Genomic DNA, 25,437 nt, shown 5'->3' on the forward strand with positions numbered 1-25,437 from the left:
TATGGATTTAAAAATGCCCGAAGAATGCGACACGGTATACCCGCATCGCAAAGAAACTGGTAACAGGACGGACGGGTTCGGTTGCACCGTCCGCGTTCAACTGATAAAATTGGGAGAGGATGTCTCGCTGACCGTATCCCGAAAGAGGATACTCATTTGACAATATGGAAAGGTCTTGCAGCGACCGTGGAATACAAAATTAGGCAAATTACCCGGAACAGCCATACATGTACATGAATGTTTCTCACCGGCATTGTCCTTCAGCGCATTACCGTTTCATTTTAAGAATGCTTTTAATCTCTCCGAGCAGTCTGTCGCCGCCCGGCGCGTTCCGCGCTTCGGCAAGCAGCCTCCTGCGGTTCCGGCGGATATACTCTTCTCTCTTGCGGCGGCATATGCCTTCATAGTAGGCTTTGCGCTCCGGCGTGAGCCGTTTCCCGCGCCGGCAATAGACCCCGTCCCGGCGGTACTCGTCCAGGTAGCGGCGGAACTTCGCCTTGCCGCAGGAAGGGTCTTTCGATGCCTCCGCCACCGACCGTATGACCTGCCAGTCCGGCTCGAAGGGCTGCTGCGTGGCGCATAACCTGCGGAGCAGATGATAGACTACCGGCATCTCATACCGGAGCATGAAGCCTATCCGTGTCTCGTCGAAAGGAAAGCGCTTAAGCGTCCCCTGCGGTCTTCCGTCTTCTCGCTTTCGGGGCTTCTGCTGCCGGGGAGACGGTTTCTTCTGCGGCTGCCGCCTGATTTTCTTCTGTTTCATGATGTTGCGGTTGAATGGTTTGCTGTACGGTTTCACGGACGGGAACGTTCCTGCGCTCCGCAATCCTCCGGCGGCTTTCAATATCGCCGTTTACATTGAGTTTATGTTTCATGACTATACAAAATAGGTGAAGTTGAGTTCTACATTGACATTGTACATACCGCGCTCGTAAAGCTGTATCCTGCGCGAACCGCCGTAGATGGTGAACGAGGAGCCCCGGTTGTACTTGTGGTCATCGTTCCAGTCAGCGGCGCTGCAGCGCACGCTGTATCTCGGGGGCTGTATCTTGTTCGGGATGACGGCAACGATGCCGCCCCAGTTGCTGCCGTCCCTGCGTGCGGTATTGATATACCCCTGTATGGACACGATATTCCCGATCTGGCGGATAAACAGCCCCTGGGTATCTGTTCCCGAGCCGCTGTTCTCCATGTGCATCCATCCCGTATCCGCCAGCAGGGGCTGGTATTCTTCCGCATAGGCGGCTCCGATAGCGCGGCAGGCCTGCCGTTTCGCCTCCGCTGTCGGCAAGGACAGGTCGGAAAGTTTGCCGTCCTTGCGCAGGTAGTCCTTGACGATTTCGTCTTTGGACAGCACGTCCAACTTGTTCCGCAGGAGCTGCCGGGCTTCCATGGGGGATTTTCCTTGCCCGGTCAAAAAGTCGATGTAATCCTGGAACAGGTTTTCAAGCGCGGCGAAGCGGGCGTCCGCCCCGACCTTGGTATACAGGTTCAGGTTGGTAGCGATGGTATCCTTTTCGGAAGCGTTGTAGCCGCCCATCAGCCGTTCCGCCTTTTTCTTGAGTTCCCTGACAACCTGCGAGGTCATCACGTATCCCTCGACCTGCGCGTGCGAAATGCCACCTTCATCTATGTAGGCGAACGAACCGGTCTTGATTTCCAGCAGTTTGTCCCTGAGTTCGGCTGTGAAGACAATGCCCTCGTAAGCGGAGTCAGTCCCGAGCTTGCCGTCCATCATCCGGTCTATCTCGGCCGTGGAATAGACTTCGAGGTTCTTGCGTGCCTTGCCCTTGTCCGGAAGGTCGGACAGGTTCGAGGTCTTGGCCAGTTTCAGCTCCCCGATACCTTTCTTTTCGGCATCGAGGGTATCCCTGACGGCCGCCTGCCGCTTTGCTTTCAGTTCGGCGGCTTCCTCTGCCGTCAGCCCGCTGATCTCGTCCGCCGTCAGGCGCACCAGCTCCTTCAATCCTTCGGAGATTTCCAGAAATACCTCCCCGGCTTCCGCTTTGGAATAGACATCGATATTCTTCCGGGCGGCAGCCTTGTCCATGACATCGGAAAGGTTCCCGTCGGCGGAGAGTTTCATTTTCAAAGCCGCCGCGACGGTTCCCGATGTGACATAACCTTCGCCGCCCTCCGTCAGTTCTCCGGTAGTGATAGCCGCCAGTTTCTTCCTGTATTCGGTCGTGAAGTCTTCGGTAGAGAGCTGTTTGCCTTCTACCACATCCACTTTCTTTCCCATCGCCTCCGTAAAGGCCCTGACGGTCACATAGGTGTCGGACACGGATTTTCCGTTGATTTTAAGCGTACCGAGCACATCCACCGCTCCCAAAGGGGCAAGCACGATGTCGCCCAGAACGTTCCTCAGCGCAAAACGGAAACTGTCAGCGGTGTCGAAACCGACGGTGGCGAGCAGCGCGGCGGCACTGTCACGCCAGGTAATCAGGTTTGTCAGCCTGGCATTGTCTTTCGTATAGGCGGTATTCTGAATATCGATACCCCGTCCGGTGCTTTGCAGGGAGAGCAGTCCGCCGACCTGCAGGGTGGCGGTACGCCCGATGACTTTCAAAACAGGTGTGGTGCAGGCTTTTCCGTCATGCACGGCAAAGTCACGGTATTTTGTTCCGCCGCCCTCCGTGCCGTGGTAATTGATACGGATACAACCCTCATCCGTCACATCCGAGGTGTTATAAATGTCGTATCCCTTGATGCGGACAGCCCCGATCCGGGCGTTTTCATTCAGCGAAGTACCGCAGGATATGCCGTCTTCCGTAACCCTGGCCAGTTCCTTGCCTTGTTTCATGAAACTGAACGTGCCGTCCGTCCGGATGACAATCTCGTTGACAAGCAGACCGTGCAGGTAGGCACCGATGGCGGCATGGCCGTCCGCCTTGACGATGCCTTTGAGCATGTAGCCGTTCCCGCCGCTGACGGAGACGGCGGTCTTGGAGCTGATTTCTTTCTGCCCGGTGAACGTTCCGGCCAGCACCAGATCCTTCTTGACGGTCTGCCGGGCAAAAGGTGTATCGAGCAGGACAGCATAGCGGCCGAAGAACTTGTCGATGAACCGGGGTGCATAGCTCTCCGTCACCTCGATGGCCGCCGGCAGTTTGTCAGTAACCGGATCGACCGTATCCGGGACAGCCTTGGCTCCGGCACAGAGATAACAGGTACGCCCGCGCTTGTTGACCTCATTGGCGTAGACCACCGATTCATGCCGGTTGATTTCGTATATATAATAGGGATAGACAGCATCGGCGCAGCCGTCGAAACGGCGTACCTTTCCGCCGAGCCAGACATAACCCGGGGAGACGCGGGGACCCTCGATCTCGCATCCGGAGATGATGAAGTCCGAGCAGCCGTCAAAAACGGCACTCATGCTGAGAGCCAGTTCCTGCAAGTTCAGGATATCGTCCGAGTAGGTATACCGTCCGCCGGTTTCCGCAATATATTCTTTCATTGTCCTGTATTCTTATTGGGGGTGTATTCGTCTTCGTCGATCTTGATCAGGTAGGTCTTGCCTGCTGTCTTATAGGTGTTCACCACATAGGAAAGCATATAGACCAGTTCCCGCGGAGGTATGGTGACGGGCGGGACGCAGACCATGAAGCTGACCTTGTTGATCAGCTTCTCTTCCGCCAGCAGGTAGAACGGACGGGGGCGTTCCGCCTCATTGTCCGTTGTAACCTGTTCCCCGTTGTACCATACGGTGAAAGGACGCTGGTATTCCGCCCCTTCGTGGTACAGGTCCACACCGACACTCGTGCTGTCCTTGATGAAGATGCGGTCCTTGCCGTCCTTGATGTATTTACCGAACCGGTAGTTCAGGAACCACTCGAAATAGATGACCTGTGAGGTCATGCGCGCCTCGATATGCCGTTCCCGTGCAAACGTACGGAACCGTTCGTTCAGGCTTTGCAAGGGATAGAGGCAGCTCTGCACGAAGAGGATGAACCGCCGTCCCGACAGGTAGTGCGGCACGAGCCGGTTCACCGAACGGTCTATGGGCAGCTTATATCTCATGGTTTTCGACTTTGAGCGTGATGGCTTCCCGGAAGGTCGGCAGTTCCGACTCCTCGTCCTTGCGCGAGGACTCTTTCAGGTAGCCCGAGGCGGTGTATGTCATGCGGCCGACACGTTGCAGGGGCTGGATTTGCCCGTCCGTATCGTGGCAAGCAATAAACACGCCCTGCTCGGGGATTGCCGTCTCGTCGATATAGACGTCTGTAACGTGTTCGGCACGGCGTATGGCATCCGTCAGGCGGGAGACATAGACCGCAGCGTCGAAGTCGATGCCCATAATGTAGTCCCGGATACGGGTCTCGATGCTGTCGTACATCTCCGCCTCGGGAACGGCACCATCGTAGAAGACCGTAAGACGCGGCACCAGCACGTCGCCTTTGGTCGAGATGACCTCGATGCGTGTGCCGGCGAATTTCAGCTTGCCGATATAGGCATTGATGGGCACCAGCTCCTCGGCGGGAATAGCTTCCAGATGTCCTTTCGTGCCGGTAGCGATTTTCAGTACCAGCTTGCTGTCGAGGTTGCTGTCGTCCGTGCTCTCCACATAGGAGACCTGCGTAATGATGCGTTTGGTCTCATCGACCTGGGCATACCCGAAAGCCAGTCCGTCCTCGCGGACGGTCAGCTCGTCGCCCTGCTGGTATTGCAGCAGCGCATTGGCGTAGTAGTCCGGCGTGCCGTTGATCCGGTTGTTGATGGCTTCCGAGATATCCACCGCGAAGACATCAAGCAGCGTCTCGAAACTGTAGATGACAGCGGCTACGGTCCATAGGATACCGTTCATGACAGACAGCTTCGAGTCGCTGGCGAACTCCGTCAGTTCCAGCCGCCGGTTGCGTTCCTGCACGGCTTCATTGTATATCTCCTTAATCGTCCGGCTCATTCCACTGTATAGGTTATATCGTCGATAATGAATTTCCACGCGCCACCCTCATTCCAGGCCTCCTCGTGCAGGATGACCCATACGGCTTCCATGCCCGAGGCGATACGGTAGCGCCCCGTTTCGGTATCCCGGTCCGGCTCCCGATAGGTTCCCGTCGGGGCTGTAGGTAAAATGACCGTGCAATTCCGTCGGTCGCCGTAATGTTCCACAAGGGTTGTCAGGTAATGATCTATGACTGTCGGTTTCAGTCGGGCGGCGGAGAGGTCGAGTGTCATCAGTTCCCGGCATTCGGCAAGCGGTGCAAGATCGGCCAACGCGCAATTCGACAGGTTCAGGCTGTAGGTTCCGGAAAGCAGCCGCAGGCTCTCCAAGGAGAGTGTGGCGTGCGTGAGCGTCAGCTCCTCCACCGGCAGTGTCTGCACCAGTACCAACGACCGCGGTTTGAGCCCGCTCCAGTCGATACTCCGGAAGCAGGCATCGGTAAACCAACGGATACGACGCCTGTCCCTGACTTTGTTGTCGAAGGTATGGGTGAGCAGCTGCGGCGTGTCCGCGAGGAGGACGGTCTCGGTGTCGCTGTTGTCGCCCCAGTCGATTTCCAGCTGTCCCGCACCGGAAACGGCACACTGCACGGTGATGATCCCGGCAGCGAGCGTGAGGACGACAGCAAGCGGCAAGGTGAACGTTTTGGGATAGACATGCCGTTCACCGTTAGCGGGGACGATGCCGTGCAACCCGTTATAGGCGACTACATCGGCGCGGATAACGAAATCGTCCGTGTAGACAAGTTCCCGGCCGGCAGTCAATGTCGTGGCGAAGGAGAGATCGGGGTTGTTGATGAGCAAATCCACGACTCCCTCGATGCTGCCGTACAGGTACAGGGCCACATCGTAGATATTCTGTCCGGCTACGACCCTGTACTTACCCATCGTTCTCCTCCTTTTCCTCGGTTTCTAAAAGCAGCTCTCCCGTGGCAGAATCCATATAGGCATTCTTGATGACGACCTTGTCCGACAGGAATTCCGACTGCAGTTTGGCGGCAAGACCGTTGTTTTCCAGACTCGAATGCAGGTAGTCGACGAGGCCGACACCTGTCGTAGAATGTTGGTAGAGATTTCCGGCTGAAGCTTTCAGCAGAAACGTCTCGTTCTGGGCTTTGGCGGCTCCTATTTCGAAGTCGGTCTCTGAGCCGCTGTACACGGCAAGGTAACCGTCCCGTGACAGCAGGTTGTAGACTCCCTTCTCATTGAGGGAGAAAAATGCGGCCAGGGCGATATCGGCCGTGCCGGCTTCCGTCTCCGCCACGACGGGAAACCAATGTTTGCCCGTCGCAGGATTTCTCAGGTACTCCGTGCCGCCCGAACCGCTTTCCATAACCAGACGGACCGTCAGGCGGCGCATGTCGGGCGTATAGGGAATCCTGACATGGAACCCTTTGCCGTCGTTATACGTGTACACGAAGCCGACGGGGACGGTAATCTCTCCGTAGCGGAAGGTGTCGTTGTCCGCACCCGCGACGGCATCGAGCAGGCGGAAGTCGTAGAAACTCTTGCCGGCGATATTGCCGGAAGTCTCCACCTCACCGTATTCGGCGTCCATTGTTATGTCCTGTCTTGCCATGAACGATACTTCAACAAAAAGCCCGACCATACATCAGAGTACGACCGGGCACTCTTTTCAAAAGAGTAGCGGCAGAAAGAAAGGATGGTTTACTTCTCCTGAATGAAATCGTAGATGCGCGACACGGTAGCCCACATATCGTCCGGAAGCTCCTCGTCCGAGATGCGTTCGCAGGCTTTCCGGAGATACTCCATCTCGTCCCCCGAGAACTCCACGGCAAGCGGTTTCTCCTTCTCCACATCCCATTCGATGCGCTTGTCCTCGGCATTCTCGTGAAGACCGATGGCTTTGCGCTCCTCGTCCGGAATGGCGATCTTGCGCAGAATCTCTTTTTTGAGGTTGAAGTCCTTGAAGTTGCCCCGTGCCGGCAAAAAGGACGGCAGGTAAAGGCGGTCTTTGACTGACAGTTCCATATTATTTATGCATTTTGTACGTTACTCTTTTTTATTTCGTCGATCATGGTATCGAAATCATGAAACAGGGGTGCAAGCGGCTCTCCCATAGGAATGTTGCATGAAATAACGCCTTGTTCCATGTAGATGATACCTATCTGCGGAGCGTTCCCCGAGCCATCCGTATCCTTCTTGCGGATGGAGGCGTGGACGCGGGTCAGCGCGTCATTGACGATGGAATATTCCAACTGGTAGTCGGCATTCTCCGTGCTCTCTTCGGCAACCTTGGTTACCGTTACGTTGGTGATGTTCATAATTCGCTTCTGTTTTTATTAAGTGTAGGGATATTCCCAGCAGAAAAGTTTTTAATAAGAGTGATTTAATATCTGGTAATGGAACGAGGGGTAATTGGCGCACAATACCGTAATGGAGTCTCCCTTGGCTAACGTGTAACTGGCAAGATCCCCGTTGTGGTTACGGATATTGGTGAATACAAGGCTATTCCCCCAGTTGTAGTTGTAAATTAGGGTAAATATGCAGGCGAAGTCCGACGGCAGAGTCGAGTAACCGAACATGGTGGCCACGGACGATGCCGACGGCAGGGTCACGCTGTACTTCTGGTTGGCATAAACGAAAAAGATGTTGAACTGCGAGAAATCGATCGTGTAACCGCTGCCTGTGAAATAGACATTCTTGATCTTGTTGCCGATGCAGGCAGGGGCTATAACAGAGGCATTGGACCATATTCCGTAGTTACGGTTACCGTTTTTGACATCGATATAAAGCCCGTAGTTGTTATTAAAGATGCTGTTCACCTTGTTGTTCACAATACGTCCGGTGGCACATGATCCGCCGGCGGATGCCGGTATGGTGTTGCTGCCGAACAGGACATACGAAATGGTGTCCCCCACGCGGAACAGGTCGTCGTAGATGGCAAGGCCGCCGCCTGAGCCGGTTCCTGTCGCCGTCGAGCCGATGCGCCCCTGACCGATGACGAATCCCCCGATGGTGCCGGCATTGGCGTTGATGGTGCCCGTCATCGTGACATTTCCCGAGGCGTCCCATTTGATATTCTGGTTGGCCAGATAACCCGATCCGTCATTGGCAAAGGAGATTTTCCCGCACCCGAACGTGGCGGAACCGTCCGTGTTCAGCGCCCAATAGTTTACTCCGGTGGAAGGGTTGTCGTGGTAAATATATCCTGAAGCCCCCATAACGATGCGGTGCCCCGAGGCCGGAGCCGAAGCGGTCAGGGCGCTTGTTCCGAGAATCCAGCCGCCGATCTTGCCGCTCACGGCCGTGATACCGTTCCTGTCCAGCGTGACCTTTACGCTATTGTTCGCATCCTTGACGGAGATGCTGCCGTTATAGCTGCTCCCTCCGACAGTCAGGGCGGAATCCACGATAATCTGGTTGGCGCGTACGGTTCCCGTGTAAATGCCGTTGGCATCGATGGTGGTCGTGTATTTCTCCGTGGAGGTAAGGTCGAAGACCGTGGCATAGGCCACATACCAGATGACAGGCGTATCGGAAGTCCCCTGCGTGCCGTCCACGTAGAAGAAATGGGTGCTGGAAAAATCGGCGGTGCCGCACACGACCTTGTAGACGTATTCTTTCCAGTCGCCCGTGCCGGCGTTCGACGTAAGCCACCGGTGCGAACCTCCCGTGCCGACGCTGTTCGTCGCCCAACAGAGATTTCTGCCGGCGGGGATCTTGGCGATAATGCGGGCGACGAGCACCTTGCGGTAACCGCATTTCGCCCCGAAATAGAAGCCTCCGTTGCGAGGGCTGGCACTGCCGCTGGTCTGGATTTTCAGGACATACTTGCTGTCATTGGGTGCCGTGGCATCCTGCTGCCGGGTAACGGTCACCATACCGTTCTGGGAGTTGTTGTAAACCACGACACCGTTGTTTCCGTTCCAGAAAGTCGGGTCGCGGTAGAGCATCTTCCCGAACGCCATGGCCGAAGCGAGTTCCTGCGCCGTCGTGATGCCCGTAGTCCACTGGGCGGATACGGATGCGGCAAAGGTAACCGTGCCGGCGGCATTCCATGAGATATTACCCGAGGCTATGTGCCCAGACCCGTCGTTGTTCAGACTCCATTTCGTGGAGTTGGCGATAGATCCGTCGCTGCCCAGCGAGATGTTGTTTTTCCAGATATGGTTGTGGTCGAAGGCCCACCCCGCGATACGGTTGTATACCTCCTTGCTGCCGCTTTTGGTATAGTTCACCGAGAGGCAGAAGTATTCCAGATTGTCCCATGACATCATCTGAAGACCTATGAATCCGGTCTTGACACTGTTGCCGGATGCCGCCACCTGCCCGAGGACGATATGCCCTGCATTGCTGCTCTGATACCACGTAAGGCATATACCCAGCGGCTTGTAGGCTCCCGTGTACCAGTAACCGCTGCCCGTGGAGGCGGAACGGATTTGCAACGGGATGGCACCCACAGCTCCGACGTTCCCTATGGTCATGTTGTCACTGCCGATGGAGAAACCGCCGATCTTGCCCTTCGTGAACGTGCAGCTGAGACCGTTGATGTAATCGGTATTGATAATGGACGACTTGATACCCACGGCATCGAGTTTCGAGGCGCTGATGCTGCCCGCGGCGATACGGTCTGCCGAAAGTGTTCCCGTCTTGATACTGCCGGCATCGATCGCCACGGCGTTGACCTGCGCCGCGGTAAGGGTGCCCGTGTAAATCCCTGTCGAGCCGATATAGGTCAGCGGGTGCGCCGCAAGCGTGCTGTCCGTGCTTTGCGCCAGAGCAATGAACCGATGGCGGCGGATCTCCTCCTCGACGGCAGCCGTGAGGGTGCGCGGCGCGGGGGCATAGGCTTGTGTGGAACCGCTCTGGAAGATAAGGTCGTTGCCGTAAGCGATTTGCGGAGCTGCCGGAATCGGCGAAGGACTATAACTGCTGCTCTCTATCGGCTGGTCGGAGTAGAGGTGGTACACGGCACCCGTATCGCCGCCGCCACGCAGGAAGACGGCGAACATGCAGTAGTTGCCGCACAGCTGCGCCCCGGCGAACATCCGGCAGTAGGTCTCGGAAAGGTCATAGATATCCCATGAATAGGCAATGCCACCCCAACCGCCGAAGTTGGTTTTGATAAGTACGATCAGACCTCCTTTGTGCGTGGATGTGTTCCACGAGACCGGAGCCTGCTCGGCATATCCCCGACGGACGAGAATGGTACGTTTGATGTTCTGGTCGCCACCTTTGAAAACGACTGGATAATAGGTCGCTTCGTCGCCGTTGATGATGAGTTTCTTGTAATATCGATAGCCGAAGTTCGTAACCTTGGCCGCTTCGATGTCGTTCTTCCATTGCAGCGATACGGAAGCCCCGAACGTAACGTTCCCGGCAGTGTCCCATGCAATGTTGCCCGAGGCGATCTGCCCCGAACCGTCGTTGTTCAGTTTCCATTTCGTGGAGTTGATGATCGAGCCGTCGCTGCCCAGCGACACGTTGCCCTTGCGAATGGAAGTCGTGTCGATCGTCCAGCCGGCTATGCTGTTGCTCGAACCCAGCTGTGCCACGCAGTACCCTGCACTGTCCGTGGTATAGAGCCCGAAGTCCGTGTCGCTGTTGTAGTAGAGCTGCACCCGCTGCCCGCTAGCGACACCCGAATTGGCCCCGTACACCGCGATGCGTCTGTTGCCGCTGTCTATCGAGATATGCGTGGCAGTGAGGGCCGAAGCCCCGATCATCCAGCCGCCGATTTTTCCTTTGGTGAAGGTACAGCTCAGGCCGTTGATATAGTCCGTGTTGATGATGGAGGACCTGATGCTGGCGGCATCGAGCTTCGAGGCCGCTATACTGCCTGCCGCTATGCGGTCGGCGGAGATGGTTCCTGCGGTAATCTGCGAGGCGGTGATACTGCCGGTATAGATTCCGTCGGCCGTGATCTTCGTCAGCTTGGGATAGCCGCTGCCGCCCAAAGCCGTGGTGAGGGAGCCGATAGGTGCCGTCCACAAGGCACTGACCGTCGAGGCGAACGTGACGTTGCCCGAAGCGTCCCACGCGATGTTGCCGCCCGCGACCGCTCCGGCTCCCGAGGCATCCAGCCGCCATTTATAGCCCCGGATACCGTTCGAGCCGAGCGTAATGCTACCTGCGGCAGAGGTGCAGCTCCCCACAGTGTTGTTCTTCGTACCCCGGTAAAGGGAGTCGGCATCCACCGTCCAGCCGCCGATTTTCCCTTTTGTAACGTTCAAGGTCAGAGCTTCGATGTTTCCGGCGGTAATCAAGGAGGCTTTCAACGCCGCCGTGTCGATGCGTGCCGCAGCGATAATCCCCGATGTGATCTGGGAAGCACTGATGGAAATCGTCTTAATCGTATCGGCCGAGAGTGTTCCGGTAAAGACGCCGTCCTTGTCGATGTAGGTCGCACCGACCCAGTTCAGACTCACTCCGCTGCCGAACTCGACCTTGCCTGTCGTGGCGTTATACCTGACATACTGGTCGCCATAACCCAACTGGGCGTTACCGCCGTTATCTACATAGAAGGTTTTGTAGCCATCCCTAAATCCATAGATGCCGTTTACCGCCTCTGCGGCGATCGTTCCCGAGGAGGTCTTCGTATTGAGTGTAAACGAGCCTATGGCTATCCCGGAGACGGTGCCGTCGCTGTTTTTCGTGCCCGCAAAGAGTTTGGGGGTGATGACCGTGTTGCCGTTGATGAGCGTCTTACCCGTATTCCACTCCTTGACCCAGTCGAGCATGTCGGCATCGACCCCGTCCTTGCCCGGGATACCCGCCTTGGCTTTCGACCAGACGAACGACAGATGATAGACAATACCGGAAATTGTCACGGGAATATCTATTGTTCCGTGGTCGGCGAGGGTCGTCGTACCGGCGGTGATAACGTAGGTTAAGGTCTTCGTGCCGTTATTGACGGTAACGGATGAGAATCCCGCCGGCTTACCCACCGCACCGATGGTAAAGGCCGTGAGTTCCTCGTCCCCGCACATCACCCGTACGGTCGAGGTGAGAGTGACGGACGAGAGAATCTTCCCCGTGTCATCCGCGGGGAACACGTATTCACCCAAAGACTGGGTTATGGTATACCCGTCCTTCTGGACATAGATGGTCGCCTGTCCCCGGGCGATGAGAATCTTTGCCATGAAACCTTTTTCTGAAAGTATAGTGCGGAATGATTCCGGCAGGTTGCGGATTTTTTTTCGTGTAAATGATATTATTATAAAAAATATTTGTATTTTTGTAATTGGAAATGGTTCCGGGCGGTTCGCCGCCACGGATGAAAAGGGAATCCGGTGAGAATCCGGGACAGTACCCGTTGCTGTAAGTCCCCTCAAGGTTGCCGCAACCTGCCACTGGTGTAATGCTGGGAAGGCGCGACGACTGGGACGAGTCAGAAGACCTGCCATGACCGGAAAAGGATTTACACCCGCGGGAGAAAATCGGGTTGCGATCAGATACGGAATGCCGTAGGAGTCATTCTCATATTTGAAGACAAACATAATCCCGTTCGTGTAAACCTGCGCGAACGGGATTTTTTGTGTTTGTTAAAAATATGTTTTATTAAAAAACAAGTAAGCTATGAAAAGAAACTTACGCTTTCTGGCGGGAGCTTTCCTGTTGACGGCAACCGCCCTGTTCACCGGCTGTAATTCAGACGATGACTTTTTGATGAATCCTCAAACTGATTCAGTAACTCCCGAAACCCGAGCCAACTTTAATGATGATGGCACTACAACCATTACATTCGATGACTTCGATGAAACATTCATGGCGGTTTCGCCTAAAGCAGAGAACTACTACACGCTTTATGGATATACTGCAGAGAACCAAATCAGGGAAATATACGATCCCGATTTTGTGTTTGTCTCCGACATGAATACTGTAACCAATTCTTATGGAGCGTATACTGAATTTTCCAGTGGTGCCATTGCGTTGTCGAAATACAATTATCGTTCTGATTCTGCTGCCGGCAAGACTTCTGGAACTAATTGGTGGTATACTTGGGAGAATCAATGTAGTGTCTATAATACAGCATCCACAGATGGGGCCAATACAGGGGCAGGTCACAGCGGTTCCAATTTTGCTGTTGTATACGGCTACTCTGATTTCGGAAATACGGAGTGGATGGCCAAACCTGAATTCTATTTTGACTCCCCTCGCAAATTCAAGGGTTTATGGTATTGTAACACAGCATATACCTATGGTGTGATTATAAATGGTAATCAGTTCGGAACATCGGGTGTTGCAACACCGTTGAGTAATCTGAAAGATTCTGACGGCAACAATATAGGATATTTCCAAGTCAACATCGAATGTTATGACGTAGATGGAAATTTGATCACCACTGTATCGAAATTGTTGGCCGACTACCGATATGATAAACCAACAGTGTCCCCCGTAACTACATGGACATATTGGGATATTAATGTAGCGGATGTGCAAAGTGTAAAATTCAATTTTGAAGGATCTGATGTCGATCCTATATATGGACTCAATACTCCGGCGTATCTTTGTATAGACGACGTTACAATAGAATAACAATTTAATATAGTTTGGCATAGAACTGATTTCAGTTCTATGCCTTTTTTATTATGAAGGCTTTCATATTTAGTATTCTTGTACTTTTGTTTTTTATTACAAGCTGTAATAAGAACGATGTAATTACTGAAGCAATAAAACAAGCTCCTATAATTGAACTCGATAGTGAGACTGGCATTTACACTATCAAAGTTGGGCGTGAACTGACAATTGCCCCGACATATAAATATGCGAATAATGCACTTTATGCATGGACAGTAGATGGAAAACTTCTTTCATCTGAATCAATATTGAAGTATACATGGAATCAGGAACAACATCTATATATCAAATTGCGAGTTGATACACCAGAGGGTTATGCGGAAGAAGAGTTAAAAGTAGAAGTATTGGAGTTAACTCCACCTACAATTTCAATCATAATCCCCTCTAAAGGATTAAAAGTGCCTCAAAACACGGATTATATTTTATCTCCAGATATTCAACATGACGATCTTGAAAATTTTAGAATTGAATGGGTACGCGATGGAGAAATCGTCGGAACAGAAAAAGCATATACGTTTCACGAAAAAGAACTCGGTACATATTCGATAACAATCCGGGCATCCAATATAGACGGAGAAACAATCCGTGATTTCGACGTAGAAGTTGTGGAAACAATGCCTTATTCCGTACGGTTTCCGACACCATCCTATACACAAACTTCTACGGATCGTTATACTTTTGCAGGGCGTCCTGTATATTTGCGGCCTTTGCTGGAATATTTCGATTATCCACAGTATCAATGGCAGGTCAATGGAAAAATTATGGAAGCCGCTACCGACAGGGTTTTTAAATTCACGCCGACGACTCCTGGAGAATATTTCGTTGCTGTTACTGTTACAGAAAAAATGCCCAACACACAGCCACTTTCACGTAACATAACACGTAGTAATACTTCAATTACAACGACAGTTAAGGTTATTTGTGAAGAAAAAACGGAACAAGAACGCTATCGGCAAGCGACAGCGACAAGTTCAGGTATTTGGGATAAGGTTTATGAATTCATTCCTGCTCCCGGACAGTTTATTAATGAGTTATCCCAAAATACCGGATTTATAGGAAATGAAACGACGCCCCAACAAGCCATAGAGTATGCAACGAAACGATTGAACAAAAAAGCGCATGTTTCACTGGGATCTTTCGGTGGTTATATCATCATCGGTTTTGACCATAGTATTGCTCCGAGTGGCCGAGAATACGATTTTGCAATACAAGGAAATGCTTTTAACAGTTCGAGCGGTGGCTCAAATGAGCCGGGCATTGTTTGGGTAATGCAAGATATAAATGGCAATGGCCAGCCAGACGATGAATGGTATGAATTAAAAGGATCTGAAACCGGCATCGATGGTACAATACAAGACTACGAAGTAACTTACTATAGACCTGCACCCAGAGCACATACTCCGTGGGTAGATAGTGAAGGTAATTCAGGTTCTGTCGATATGAATGCATACCATGGCCAAGAATATTATTATCCCAATTGGATTAAAGAAGATAGCTATACATTATATGGGACGCGTCTGACTCCTCGCAACAATCAAGATCCCGTTACAGGATATTGGGCGAATAACGCTTATGAGTGGGGGTATGTGGATAATATGGGTTCAGATAATCTGGTAGGAGGAAATGTCATTGATGGTAGCGGTCAGCGCAACGGATTCAAAATAGCCAATGCAATATATCATGACGGGACTCCAGTAAAATTGCAATATATAGACTTTATCAAAGTTCAGTGTGGAGTATTATCGAAAAGTGGTTGGCTTGGAGAGATATCCACAGAAGTATTTTCATTTGAAGACTTATCAATAACTAATAATCAATAATATGAGACAGTTTTGGCTTTTACTATTCATTGCCCCATTTCTTTTTTTATCATGTTCAGAAGATAATCAGACTCCAGAAAGTCCTGCTGATGCCGATGACAATTTTATCACATCAGTCGTGATGACTGTGGCAAGTCAATCCTATACAGCGGAAATAATTGACAATATAATTACCATAACAGTTCCATATACTGTTTCGTTAAATAATGCTCAAGTCGAATTCAAATACACATCCTCGGCAACAATTATTCCCGATCCGGCAAGCATTACTGACTGGGATACGGAACGAACGTTTCGTGTAACCTCTTACAATGGAGAAGCGAATGATTATACATATAAAGTCATTAAAGACGAGATTCGCTATGAAGGGGATGTGGAATTGAAGACAACAGCGGATGTTACGGCTTTCATTGATACGGACGTAACGGTTATCAAAGGTGATTTGATTATCGGGTCGGATGCTGAGGATGCAGAAGAATTGTCGGATATCGCCGCATTAAAAATATTGAAGGAAGTCGAAGGAAACATCATCATTCGGAAAAGTTATGTTGGACAAGATCTTACGGGACTTGATAATATCACTTCAATTGGAGGTTTGCAAATAGGAACTGAAACTGCCTTTGCGACCAACAGTAAATTGCAGATGGTCAGTATGAGATCTTTGCAGCATATTACTGGCGACATCGTTGTCTGCAACAATCAAGTAGCATATGTGCAATTCGACAACCTTGAAACGATTGATGGAAATATAATATTCAGGACTTCATCTCTACAAAGTTTTGAATTCCCTAAATTAACCACTGTCGTAAAGGATTTTGATCTCCAGTGTCTGACAAGTGACGGAGAACCAGGAGGAGAAATCACATCTTTGAGAATTCCTGAATTGACAAAAGTAAACGGTCGCTTAGGGGTTAATAATTTAGGCAAAATGATTTCTTTGGAATTTCCGAAATTACAAGAAGTTGGAAGTGTGGATTTTGCTTCTATACCGATTCCGTTGGAGACCCTTTCATTGCCGGAATTATCGGTAGTAAACGGCGACCTTAATCTCGTTTCCAGTTATATTGCGTCCGATGCTTTTACATCTACGGGAAATAATAAATTACAAGAAATAGATGGACTGTCTAACTTGTCGATTGTTAAAGGCACATTGACAATATCTAAATTCCAAGTCTTGAAAAAATTGCCGGATTGGAGTAAATTAGAACAACTCGGAGGACTGACCTTGCTGCGTTTATTGGAGTGTTCTGATCGAATTTTAGATTTGAGCAAAGTAAATTTTGTACCTTTTGAGGATAACGAACCTTTAATTTCTATTACAGACGGGACTATATTCTCAAAAATTATCACAAAAGAGGATATGTCGCAAGTTAGCATGTTTCTAGCTCCGAGCGGTATTACCGGTTCAAGTGTTGGAATAGATCCAGAATTGAATTTTAAGAGTATTAAGAATTTTAAGTATTCTAGCAATATGACAACAGATCCTGTATTCCAATTTGAACGAGTTTACGGGAATATGGAAATTATAAGAGGTTCAAAAAAAGGCGTTTCAGCCCCTAACTTGGTAAGTGTAGATGGATATTTAAGCATCGAAACTACAATGGCAAACAATATCTCGTTCCCGAAATTGGAAATTGTCGGAGGTCAGTTATGTATTATCGGTAATCTGAACGCTGTTTCTAACTATGATTATGATTTTACGAATTTAAAGTCAGTCGGTTGTTCAAGCAATCCTCAATATATCAAAGAAGGGGTGATTAATAATATTTTATATGGTTCTTTAGATTTTATGGCATCAAATAAAGATTTTACATTTCCGTCATTGGAACATGTCGGGGGTGTTGGTATGACTGTTCGTACCGTAAAAACTATTTCATGCCCCAAATTGCAGGCCATTGATGGAACACTTTGTGCTGCAAATGCAGCATCGCTTACGACTTTCAATATGCCAACTTTAACAAAACTCTCAGGAGTTCGATTTATCCGGTTGACACGGTTTGTTGATTATACGTTCTTCAAATCTTTTGTAGAAGAAGAGCAAATCAAGAAAGAAGACTGGCTTGTAACCAATTGCGGTTATAACCCCACCTACGAGGATATGCAAGCCGGTCGCTATACCCAGCAGTAACACCCATTATTTTACAAGGGAACAGGGTACTGGCCAAAAGACCGGTACTCTTTCCCGTTTATAACAAGCCAATGAAACATCTGATACGACATATCATTCTTCTATGCGGGTTGCCGCTGTTGCTGGCGGGCTGCATGGAGTGGGACTACGGAGATGCGGTGGAAGATTTCAACGCTACCGGAGCCGGGTTGTTCATCACCAACGAGGGCAACTTCCAGTACGGCAATGCCACGTTGTCGTACTACGACCCCGAAACCCAACAGGTGCAGAATGAAGTGTTCTTCCGTGCCAACGGCATGAAGCTGGGCGACGTGGCGCAATCGATGTGCATCCACGACAATAAGGGCTGGGTCGTGGTGAACAATTCCCACGTGATTTTCGCCATCGACCTCAATACGTTCAAAGAGGTGGGCCGTATCACGAACCTGACTTCGCCGCGCTATATCCATTTCCTCAGCGACGAGAAAGCCTATGTCACCCAATTGTGGGACAACCGCATCTTCATCATCAACCCCAAGAAATATGAAATCACCGGTTACATCCAGGTGCCGGACATGACGATGGAAAGCGGCTCCACGGAGCAGATGGTGCAGTATGGCAAATATGTCTATTGCAACTGCTGGTCGTACCAAAACCGCATCATCAAGATCGATACCGAAACGGATCAGGTGGTAGAAGAACTGAAAGTCGGCATCCAGCCCACCTCGCTGGTAATGGACAAGAACCACAAGATGTGGACGATCACCGACGGTGGGTACGAGGGTTCGCCCTACGGCTACGAAGCCCCGTCTCTCTACCGCATCGATGCCGAGACGTTCACCGTAGAGAAGCAGTTCAAGTTCAAGATGGGCGACTGGCCTTCGGAGGTGCAGCTCAACGGTACGGGCGACAAGCTCTACTGGATCAACAAGGACATATGGTCGATGGACGTGGATGCGGAACGTGTTCCCGTGCGCCCGTTCCTCGAATACAGCGGTACGATTTATTACGGCCTGACCGTCGACCCCGTGCGTGGCGATGTCTACGTGGCCGATGCCATCGACTACCAGCAGCAGGGCATTGTCTACCGCTACTCGTCCGAAGGTGAACTGATCGATGAATTCTATGTCGGGATAATCCCCGGCGCATTTTGTTGGAAGTGATGGGCAGGATACGACACCTATACCATCTCATCTTCGTTACCAAAGGACGCAAGATGACGATTCCGACAACGGGAAAAGGATTGATGCTCGAGCGGATGACACGGATTTTTACAGGGAAAGGTTGCCGCGTACATGCCGCCAATGCCTTTCTCAACCACGTGCATGTACTTGTCGAGATTCCGAATTCCGGGGATTTCAGCAAGATCGTGAACAAGGTGAAAGGCGCCACGGGAACGGTATACCAGAAAACCCCGGAATATGCCGACTTCTCCGGTTGGGCTGCCGGATTCGACTCGTTCAGCGTGTCGTTCAGCGACCTTCACCGGCTCAGACGGCACATCGAGGAGCAGCATACAATCCATCAGGAGATCTCGTTCGAGGAAGAATACGGACAACTGCTTGAAGAGAATGGGTTCGACCCGCATCAAACGTCCGTGCCGGCATCCTCCACGGTACATTTTTCCGCGAATACCCACCCTAAAAACGGAATCAAATGATTTATACGAAATACATACTTTTCTCGCTACTGCTCGTCTGTCCGTCCGTATTGTCCGCGCAGGGAATCACACGACGCATCCACCAGATAGACGAGGTCACGGTGTGGGGCAAACGCCCGATGAAAGAAATCGGCGTGCAGAAGACGAAGTTCGACTCGCTCGCACTGAAAGAGAACATTGCCTTATCGATGGCCGACATTCTGACGTTCAATTCGTCCGTGTTCGTCAAGAGTTACGGACGCGCCACGCTCTCCACCGTTGCTTTCCGCGGCACGTCGCCCAGCCACACGCAGGTGACGTGGAACGGCATGCGCATCAACAATCCCATGCTGGGTATGACCGACTTTTCCACCATACCGTCCTACTTCATAGATCAGGCCTCGCTGCTTCATGGCACGTCGTCGGTGAATGAAACGGGCGGCGGACTCGGCGGACTTGTCAAACTCGGTACTACGCCGCAGGTCGGCGAGGGCTTCCATGCCCAATACGTGCAGGGCATCGGGTCGTTCCGCACGTTCGACGAGTTCGCCCGCTTCACCTACGGCAGCGACCGATGGCAGGTCTCGACCCGCGCGGTCTATTCGTCGTCGCCCAACGATTACAAGTACACCAACCACGACAAGAAGATAAATATCTACGACGAGGAGAAGAACATCATCGGACAGTATCATCCCAAGGAACGCAACCGATCGGGTTCGTTCAAGGACCTGCACCTGTTGCAGGAGGTATATTACAACACCCTGAAAGGCGACCGTTTCGGGTTGAACGCATGGTATATCAACTCCAACCGGGAACTGCCGATGCTCACGACCGATTACGGCGATGAGACCGCCTTCGAGAACCGCCAGCGGGAGCAGACGTTTCGTGGTGTCCTGTCATGGGACCATATCAAAGAGAAATGGAAAGTCGGCGTGAAAGGCGGTTATATCCATACGTGGATGGCCTACGACTACCGTCGTGAGGTGGCGCCGGACAACTGGGCCTCCATGACCCGTTCGCGGAGCAAGATAAACACGTTCTACGGACAGGCGGAAGCGGAATACTCGCCCGGCAGGAAATGGTTCTTCACCTCGAACGTATCCGTGTACCAGCATCTCGTGCGCAGCGAAGACAAGAACATCATCCTTCAGGATGGCAACAAAGCCGTCGTCGGATATGACAAGGGGCGTGTCGAGCTCTCCGGTTCTGTATCGGCCAAATGGCAGCCTGTCGAGCCGTTGGGCTTGTCGCTGGTCTTGCGCGAGGAGATGTCGGGCGACAAATGGGCTCCGCTCATCCCGGCATTCTTCATCGACGGACTGATTTCGCGCAAAGGGAACGTGATGGTGAAAGCCTCCGTATCGCGCAACTATCGTTTTCCGACTTTGAACGACCTCTACTTTCTGCCGGGCGGCAACCCCGACCTTAAAAACGAACACGGCTTCAGCTATGACGCCGGAGTGAGTTTCGATGTCGGCAAAAAGGGGGTATATAAACTGGGCGGCAGCGCAAGCTGGTTCGACTCCTACATCGACGACTGGATCATCTGGCTGCCGACGACCAAGGGGTTCTTCTCGCCGCGCAACGTGAAGAAAGTCCATGCCTACGGTGTCGAAGTGAAGGCCAACCTTGCCGTGCAGCCGGCAAAGGACTGGCTGATAGACCTGAACGGTTCCTATTCGTGGACCCCCTCCATCAACGAGGGCGAAAAGATGTCGCCCGCCGACCAGTCGGTGGGAAAACAACTGCCTTACGTGCCGGAGCACTCCGCCTCGCTGACAGGACGGCTGTCATGGCGGACGTGGGCGTTCCTCTACAAGTGGGCTTACTACTCGGAACGTTTCACCATGTCGAGCAACGATTACACGCTGACAGGCCACCTGCCCCGGTATTTCATGAGCAATATCTCACTGGAGAAAATGCTGTCGTTCAAACCGCTGGATGTACAGTTGAAACTTGCCGTCAATAACCTGTTCAACGAGGACTATCTCTCGGTGCTGTCGCGTCCTATGCCCGGCATCAACTTCGAGTTCTTCATCGGCATCACCCCGAAATTCGGGAAAAGCAGAAAATAATGTAAACGTAAATAAGGTAATGATATGAAAGTATTAAAGAATTTGAGCCTGATGGTGCTGCTTGCGCTGGCATTTGCAGGCTGTCGTGGCAAGAGTTCCCAACTTGCCGATTTCAACAAACAGCTTTACGCTCCCGAATATGCCTCGGGATTCAAGATTGAAAGAGCAGACGGCAGACAGAGCGTGCTGGTTTCCGTCATGAATCCGTGGCAGGGCGCGGATAGCGTCACCACCCGGTTGTTCATCTCCCGTAACGGGGAACCCGTTCCCGAGGGTTTCGACGGGCAGGTCCTCGAAGGGGATGCGCAGCGCATCGTGGCGATGTCCTCGACCCATATCGCCATGCTCGACGCCATCGGCGAGACGGCACGTGTGGTCGGCGTTTCGGGACTCGACTATATCTCCAATCCCGACATTCAGGCACGCCGCGACAGCATCGGCGACGTGGGTTACGAGGGAAATATCAATTATGAACTTCTGTTGTCGCTCGACCCTGACCTTGTGCTGCTTTTCGGCGTGAACGGGGCCAGTGCGATGGAGAGCAAACTCAAGGAGCTCGGCATCCCGTTCATGTATGTCGGCGATTATCTCGAAGAATCTCCGCTGGGCAAAGCCGAATGGCTGGTGGCGCTTTCGGAGGTCGTCGGGAAACGCGCGAAGGGCGAAAAGGTATTCGCGGATATTCCGATCCGATACAATGCGCTGAAACAGAAAGTGTCCGGTGCCGTTCTCGATGCCCCGTCGGTCATGCTCAATACGCCCTACGGCGATTCGTGGTTCATGCCCTCGACGGAAAACTATGCCGTGCGGCTGATTACCGACGCCGGAGGCGACTACATCTACAAGAAGAACACGGGCAACTCTTCGACGCCTATCGACTTGGAGGAGGCATACCTGCTCGCTTCGGAGGCCGATATGTGGCTGAACGTCGGCATGGCGAACACACTCGACGAACTGAAAGCCGCCTGCCCGAAGTTCGCCGATACCCGCTGCGTCCGAAACGGCTATGTCTATAACAACAACGCCCGCACCAATGCCGCCGGAGGCAACGACTACTACGAATCGGCCGTCGTGAATCCCGACCTTCTTCTGCGCGACCTCGTGAAGATATTCCACCCCGAGTTGGTCGAAGAAGATTTCGTATACTACAAACAACTGAAATAGATGCGTTCACGCCCCGTCATCCTGTTCACCGCGTTGTCCGTGCTTACGGTCGGCCTCTTCCTGTTGGATTTGGCTGTGGGCGCGGTTCGCATTCCCGTCGGCGACGTATGGGCGGCCCTGACGGGCGGCGACTGCCCGCGGACTACGGCGAAAATCGTACTGAACATACGGCTGATAAAGGCGGTTGTGGCTCTGCTGGCCGGGGCGGCGCTATCGGTCAGCGGCTTGCAGATGCAGACATTGTTCCGCAATCCGCTGGCCGGCCCCTACGTGCTGGGCATCAGCTCGGGTGCAAGCCTCGGCGTGGCGCTCGTGGTGCTGGCAGGCGTCGGCTCGTCGATAGGCATCGCCGGAGCGGCTTGGCTGGGTGCGGCCGTCGTGCTGCTCGTAATCGCTGCCGTCGGACACCGCATAAAGGACATTATGGTGATATTGATTTTGGGTATGATGTTCTCGTCAGGCGTGAGCGCTGTCGTGCAGATATTGCAATATCTGAGCAAAGAGGAGGCGTTAAAGGCGTTCGTCATCTGGACGATGGGGTCGCTCGGCGACGTGACGGTGCCGCAGCTCGCCATCCTCCTTCCGTCGGTCATCGTCGGGTTGCTGCTGGCCGTATGGACGATCAAACCGCTCAACCTCCTGCTCTTCGGCGAGGAATATGCCGTAACGATGGGACTGAATATCCGCCGTTCGCGCGGTCTGCTGTTTCTCTCGACGACGCTGCTGGCCGGCACGGTAACGGCTTTCTGCGGCCCGATCGGCTTCATCGGTCTTGCCATGCCTCACGTCGCGCGGATGCTCTTCCGCGAGGCCGACCACCGCGTGCTCCTGCCGGGAACCCTTCTCTCGGGGGCGGCGGTATTGCTTCTTTGCGATATCGTTTCCAAAATGTTCACTTTGCCCGTAAATGCCATTACCGCACTGCTGGGAATCCCGATAGTCGTATGGGTGGTTTTACGCAATAAATCGATGACGGTATGATAGAACTGTGCGATTTTTCCATAGGCTACGCAGAGAAGAGGCTTCTCGATAAGGTCGATGCCTCTTTCAAAAGAGGACAGCTGACTGCCCTTATTGGCAGGAACGGCACGGGGAAATCTACACTTCTCCGTGCCATAGCCGGACTGAATCATAATTATTGCGGTAAAATCCTGCTCGACGGACATTGTATCGCAAACATGAGAACTCCGGAGAAGGCAAGGCAACTGGCATTTGTCACGACCGAGCGCACACGCATCGCCAACCTGCGGTGCGAGGATGTCGTGGCTATCGGCCGCGCCCCTTACACCAACTGGATCGGCCGCATGCAGCCTCAAGATAGGGAAATCGTCATGCGGTCGCTCTCTTCGGTCGGAATGGAGGCGTATGCCGGCCGCACGATGGATAAGATGTCGGACGGTGAATGCCAGCGCATTATGATAGCCCGTGCTCTGGCTCAGGAAACGCCCGTCATCCTGTTGGACGAGCCGACCTCGTTTCTTGACATGCCCAACCGTTACGAATTGTGTTCCCTGCTCGCACGGTTAGCGCATGCTGAGGGCAAATGCATTCTGTTCTCCACTCACGAACTGGATATAGCCCTCTCGCTGAGTGACAGAATAGCCCTTATCGATACGCCCGTCCTTCACTGTCTGCCGACCTCCGAAATGATCCGCAGCGGGCATATCGAGCGGCTGTTCAACAATGCCGCCGTACAATTCGACCCCGTGAGCGGGATCGTGAAATCCATGCCAAGAGACTGACTTTCCTGTCGGGAAACACGTCAGACGCAATGAGGGTGTCCCAAAAAGTATTTGGCACCCTCGTATTCGTTGTAAGACATGTCGTTTATTTCGATACCTCGCACATCAGCACGCCTTTCCCCGTCACATCGGCTTTCGAGACCGTGATGGATTTTCCCGTGTAGGTCTTCACGACGGAAGTCCCGGCAGAGTTCCACAGTTTCCATGTATAGGTATAAGCTGTCCCGCCCGTGTCGATTTCCTCACCGCCCCTGTATAACACGGCTTTGGCATCCACGTCATTGCCGTTGTTCTTGATGGTGAACCCCTTCTGGCTGACCAGATCAACCGTGATGGGGTCGGACATATCCGTGAAGGAGATGATGTCGCAGACGACCTTGTTCGCCGAGGCGTTGCCCGCCGAGGTGTCCGTATCCTTGATGGCGCACTTGAAGGTCTCGAAGTTGAGAACGGCATCTGCCGTAATCGTGATTTCGTTTGTCGTCCAGCCTGCCGTCACGCCCCGAGGATTGGTCGAGGTAAGGCATGCCCAGCCGGCACCCAGCATGGAGTTGTAGTAGGGACACGAAACGGCGGCTCCCGATGCGGCTGCGGCACTCAGTGCGGAGGTCAGCGTCACGACCTTCGTGGAGGCGTTGACTGCCGAAATGGTGTACTGTGCCGATCCTATGGTTATCCTGCCTCCCGCCTCCATGTTCATTACCGAAGCGACCGTTATGGTCGTGGCTCCGGCTGCCGCGGCAGCTGTCAGTGTCGTGCCCGCGAATACCGCCGAATCCTTGATGCCCCACGCGTAGGTGACGTTCGTCGTGTCGATAGAGGCTCCGCGCCACAGGTCGCAATGCGCCCTGAGCGTCGCCACCTCGTCGTTCTTGAATACGATGCCGTCGGGTGCATACGCCACGGCGGCGATCATCGCTCCGGCGTTCAGGTGCTGCGTGAACTGAATCTCCGCCCGGAACGGAATCTCCAGCCCGTTGGCGTCGATGTAAACCGCCTCGAAAGTATAACGCACTTGCGGAGCGGAAACGGTCATGTGGTTGGCTTTGACGGTAAGGGCATACTTGGCCGATGCCGCGCCGATGGTGCAGCTGTCCTGTCCGGAGACGATCGCCGTACCGTTCTTGTACCACTTGGCCGAGCCGCTCTTCACGCCTGCCGTAAGCGTCGCGGCATTGCCTACCGAGGTGATCTGGTCGGTCGCCGCCTGACCGCTGACGAAGAGCGAAGGGGTAAGTACCAGATAGGGAGAAGCCGCCCACGAAGGGGCATAGGCATTGTTGTCTCTGTTGTACACCTGTGTCAGGGGCTGCGAGGAGCCGATGAATGCCTGCAACGATACCGCGTCGTTCTGGTCGATGATGGTGACCTGCCCGCGGGCTACTTTTACTGCCATAAT

At 52.7% G+C, this 25,437-nt stretch carries 21 protein-coding genes and 1 riboswitch; of the genes, 10 read left to right on the forward strand and 11 right to left on the reverse strand.

Annotated features, from left to right (window positions below; translation table 11 throughout):
• The first annotated feature begins 1 nt into the window (after nucleotide 1).
• On the forward strand, nucleotides 2-160 hold the full coding sequence (locus DWZ47_RS30665) for a hypothetical protein (protein WP_008672739.1): 159 nt from the start codon (nucleotides 2-4) through the stop codon (nucleotides 158-160).
• Between the two features lie 108 nt (nucleotides 161-268).
• Here the strand turns inward: DWZ47_RS30665 and DWZ47_RS30995 are convergent, their stop codons facing one another.
• The 10 genes from DWZ47_RS30995 to DWZ47_RS15240 form a co-directional block, all read right to left on the reverse strand.
• Nucleotides 269-628 (reverse strand): hypothetical protein, encoded by a 360-nt coding sequence (locus tag DWZ47_RS30995; protein WP_224241394.1) that lies wholly within the window; start codon nucleotides 626-628, stop codon nucleotides 269-271.
• Nucleotides 629-662: 34 nt separating this feature from the next.
• Nucleotides 663-875: a hypothetical protein gene (locus tag DWZ47_RS31000; RefSeq protein WP_191835317.1), complete on the reverse strand. Its 213-nt coding sequence runs from the start codon at nucleotides 873-875 to the stop codon at nucleotides 663-665.
• 2 nt (nucleotides 876-877) lie between these two features.
• Nucleotides 878-3,460 carry a hypothetical protein gene (locus tag DWZ47_RS15205; RefSeq protein ID WP_117513712.1) on the reverse strand — a complete coding sequence of 861 codons (2,583 nt, stop codon included), beginning with the start codon at nucleotides 3,458-3,460 and terminating at the stop codon, nucleotides 878-880.
• Entirely contained in the window at nucleotides 3,457-4,023 is a 567-nt protein-coding gene (locus DWZ47_RS15210; protein ID WP_004293571.1) for a hypothetical protein, read from the reverse strand. Before DWZ47_RS15210 ends, DWZ47_RS15205 begins: the two co-directional genes overlap by 4 nt.
• Entirely contained in the window at nucleotides 4,013-4,906 is an 894-nt protein-coding gene (locus DWZ47_RS15215; RefSeq protein ID WP_004293574.1) for a hypothetical protein, read from the reverse strand. Before DWZ47_RS15215 ends, DWZ47_RS15210 begins: the two co-directional genes overlap by 11 nt.
• Entirely contained in the window at nucleotides 4,903-5,835 is a 933-nt protein-coding gene (locus DWZ47_RS15220) for a hypothetical protein (protein ID WP_004293575.1), read from the reverse strand. Before DWZ47_RS15220 ends, DWZ47_RS15215 begins: the two co-directional genes overlap by 4 nt.
• Nucleotides 5,828-6,505, reverse strand: a complete 678-nt coding sequence (locus DWZ47_RS15225) for a hypothetical protein (RefSeq protein WP_004293576.1) — start codon at nucleotides 6,503-6,505, stop codon at nucleotides 5,828-5,830. Before DWZ47_RS15225 ends, DWZ47_RS15220 begins: the two co-directional genes overlap by 8 nt.
• 110 nt (nucleotides 6,506-6,615) lie before the next feature.
• On the reverse strand, nucleotides 6,616-6,939 hold the full coding sequence (locus tag DWZ47_RS15230; RefSeq protein WP_004293577.1) for a hypothetical protein: 324 nt from the start codon (nucleotides 6,937-6,939) through the stop codon (nucleotides 6,616-6,618).
• A 5-nt stretch (nucleotides 6,940-6,944) separates the two neighbouring features.
• Nucleotides 6,945-7,232, reverse strand: coding sequence for a hypothetical protein (locus DWZ47_RS15235; protein WP_004293578.1), 288 nt, complete (start codon nucleotides 7,230-7,232; stop codon nucleotides 6,945-6,947).
• Between the two features lie 51 nt (nucleotides 7,233-7,283).
• Nucleotides 7,284-12,053: a hypothetical protein gene (locus tag DWZ47_RS15240; RefSeq protein WP_004293579.1), complete on the reverse strand. Its 4,770-nt coding sequence runs from the start codon at nucleotides 12,051-12,053 to the stop codon at nucleotides 7,284-7,286.
• Nucleotides 12,054-12,144: 91 nt separating this feature from the next.
• A riboswitch (cobalamin riboswitch) is annotated at nucleotides 12,145-12,333 on the forward strand.
• Between the two features lie 156 nt (nucleotides 12,334-12,489).
• On the opposite strand from DWZ47_RS15240, the gene DWZ47_RS15245 reads away from it, so the two are divergent.
• From DWZ47_RS15245 to DWZ47_RS15285, 9 genes are all read left to right on the forward strand, one after another.
• Complete coding sequence (locus DWZ47_RS15245; RefSeq protein WP_004293580.1) at nucleotides 12,490-13,449, forward strand: DUF4465 domain-containing protein; 960 nt, start codon at nucleotides 12,490-12,492, stop codon at nucleotides 13,447-13,449.
• A 53-nt stretch (nucleotides 13,450-13,502) separates the two neighbouring features.
• Nucleotides 13,503-15,311 carry a PKD-like domain-containing protein gene (locus DWZ47_RS15250; RefSeq protein WP_087393864.1) on the forward strand — a complete coding sequence of 603 codons (1,809 nt, stop codon included), beginning with the start codon at nucleotides 13,503-13,505 and terminating at the stop codon, nucleotides 15,309-15,311.
• A gap of 1 nt (nucleotide 15,312) precedes the next feature.
• Nucleotides 15,313-17,439 (forward strand): hypothetical protein, encoded by a 2,127-nt coding sequence (locus DWZ47_RS15255; protein ID WP_008142913.1) that lies wholly within the window; start codon nucleotides 15,313-15,315, stop codon nucleotides 17,437-17,439.
• A gap of 71 nt (nucleotides 17,440-17,510) precedes the next feature.
• The gene (locus DWZ47_RS15260; RefSeq protein ID WP_004293583.1) at nucleotides 17,511-18,581 is read left to right on the forward strand and encodes a glutaminyl-peptide cyclotransferase; all 1,071 of its coding nucleotides are present in this window, start codon (nucleotides 17,511-17,513) and stop codon (nucleotides 18,579-18,581) included.
• On the forward strand, nucleotides 18,581-19,078 hold the full coding sequence (locus DWZ47_RS15265; RefSeq protein ID WP_004303978.1) for a transposase: 498 nt from the start codon (nucleotides 18,581-18,583) through the stop codon (nucleotides 19,076-19,078). Before DWZ47_RS15260 ends, DWZ47_RS15265 begins: the two co-directional genes overlap by 1 nt.
• Nucleotides 19,075-21,132, forward strand: a complete 2,058-nt coding sequence (locus tag DWZ47_RS15270) for a TonB-dependent receptor (protein ID WP_004293585.1) — start codon at nucleotides 19,075-19,077, stop codon at nucleotides 21,130-21,132. Before DWZ47_RS15265 ends, DWZ47_RS15270 begins: the two co-directional genes overlap by 4 nt.
• A gap of 24 nt (nucleotides 21,133-21,156) precedes the next feature.
• Nucleotides 21,157-22,296, forward strand: a complete 1,140-nt coding sequence (locus DWZ47_RS15275) for an ABC transporter substrate-binding protein (protein ID WP_004293586.1) — start codon at nucleotides 21,157-21,159, stop codon at nucleotides 22,294-22,296.
• Nucleotides 22,297-23,277 carry a FecCD family ABC transporter permease gene (locus DWZ47_RS15280; RefSeq protein WP_004293587.1) on the forward strand — a complete coding sequence of 327 codons (981 nt, stop codon included), beginning with the start codon at nucleotides 22,297-22,299 and terminating at the stop codon, nucleotides 23,275-23,277. It abuts the gene before it with no gap.
• A complete protein-coding gene (locus DWZ47_RS15285; protein WP_004293588.1) occupies nucleotides 23,274-24,038 on the forward strand; it encodes an ABC transporter ATP-binding protein in 765 nt (254 codons plus the stop codon). Before DWZ47_RS15280 ends, DWZ47_RS15285 begins: the two co-directional genes overlap by 4 nt.
• 85 nt (nucleotides 24,039-24,123) lie before the next feature.
• On the opposite strand, the gene DWZ47_RS15290 is transcribed toward DWZ47_RS15285, so the two are convergent.
• Nucleotides 24,124-25,434, reverse strand: a complete 1,311-nt coding sequence (locus DWZ47_RS15290) for a hypothetical protein (protein ID WP_004293589.1) — start codon at nucleotides 25,432-25,434, stop codon at nucleotides 24,124-24,126.
• Nucleotides 25,435-25,437 lie beyond the last annotated feature (3 nt).

This window comes from Bacteroides sp. AF32-8BH (assembly GCF_003435205.1).
Classification (GTDB): domain Bacteria; phylum Bacteroidota; class Bacteroidia; order Bacteroidales; family Bacteroidaceae; genus Bacteroides; species Bacteroides ovatus.

Bases quoted from the DNA above. Each gene is read 5' to 3' on its own strand.
- DWZ47_RS15265 (WP_004303978.1), top strand. From the start codon at position 18,581: ATGGGCAGGATACGACACCTATACCATCTCATCTTCGTTACCAAAGGA.
- DWZ47_RS15235 (WP_004293578.1), bottom strand. From the start codon at position 7,232: ATGAACATCACCAACGTAACGGTAACCAAGGTTGCCGAAGAGAGCACG.
- DWZ47_RS15270 (WP_004293585.1), top strand. From the start codon at position 19,075: ATGATTTATACGAAATACATACTTTTCTCGCTACTGCTCGTCTGTCCG.
- DWZ47_RS15225 (WP_004293576.1), bottom strand. From the start codon at position 6,505: ATGGACGCCGAATACGGTGAGGTGGAGACTTCCGGCAATATCGCCGGC.
- DWZ47_RS15215 (WP_004293574.1), bottom strand. From the start codon at position 4,906: ATGAGCCGGACGATTAAGGAGATATACAATGAAGCCGTGCAGGAACGC.
- DWZ47_RS30995 (WP_224241394.1), bottom strand. From the start codon at position 628: ATGCTCCGGTATGAGATGCCGGTAGTCTATCATCTGCTCCGCAGGTTA.
- DWZ47_RS15245 (WP_004293580.1), top strand. From the start codon at position 12,490: ATGAAAAGAAACTTACGCTTTCTGGCGGGAGCTTTCCTGTTGACGGCA.
- DWZ47_RS15210 (WP_004293571.1), bottom strand. From the start codon at position 4,023: ATGAGATATAAGCTGCCCATAGACCGTTCGGTGAACCGGCTCGTGCCG.
- DWZ47_RS31000 (WP_191835317.1), bottom strand. From the start codon at position 875: ATGAAACATAAACTCAATGTAAACGGCGATATTGAAAGCCGCCGGAGG.
- DWZ47_RS15285 (WP_004293588.1), top strand. From the start codon at position 23,274: ATGATAGAACTGTGCGATTTTTCCATAGGCTACGCAGAGAAGAGGCTT.
- DWZ47_RS15290 (WP_004293589.1), bottom strand. From the start codon at position 25,434: ATGGCAGTAAAAGTAGCCCGCGGGCAGGTCACCATCATCGACCAGAAC.
- DWZ47_RS15255 (WP_008142913.1), top strand. From the start codon at position 15,313: ATGAGACAGTTTTGGCTTTTACTATTCATTGCCCCATTTCTTTTTTTA.
- DWZ47_RS15250 (WP_087393864.1), top strand. From the start codon at position 13,503: ATGAAGGCTTTCATATTTAGTATTCTTGTACTTTTGTTTTTTATTACA.
- DWZ47_RS15220 (WP_004293575.1), bottom strand. From the start codon at position 5,835: ATGGGTAAGTACAGGGTCGTAGCCGGACAGAATATCTACGATGTGGCC.
- DWZ47_RS15230 (WP_004293577.1), bottom strand. From the start codon at position 6,939: ATGGAACTGTCAGTCAAAGACCGCCTTTACCTGCCGTCCTTTTTGCCG.
- DWZ47_RS30665 (WP_008672739.1), top strand. From the start codon at position 2: ATGGATTTAAAAATGCCCGAAGAATGCGACACGGTATACCCGCATCGC.
- DWZ47_RS15280 (WP_004293587.1), top strand. From the start codon at position 22,297: ATGCGTTCACGCCCCGTCATCCTGTTCACCGCGTTGTCCGTGCTTACG.
- DWZ47_RS15205 (WP_117513712.1), bottom strand. From the start codon at position 3,460: ATGAAAGAATATATTGCGGAAACCGGCGGACGGTATACCTACTCGGAC.
- DWZ47_RS15275 (WP_004293586.1), top strand. From the start codon at position 21,157: ATGAAAGTATTAAAGAATTTGAGCCTGATGGTGCTGCTTGCGCTGGCA.
- DWZ47_RS15260 (WP_004293583.1), top strand. From the start codon at position 17,511: ATGAAACATCTGATACGACATATCATTCTTCTATGCGGGTTGCCGCTG.
- DWZ47_RS15240 (WP_004293579.1), bottom strand. From the start codon at position 12,053: ATGGCAAAGATTCTCATCGCCCGGGGACAGGCGACCATCTATGTCCAG.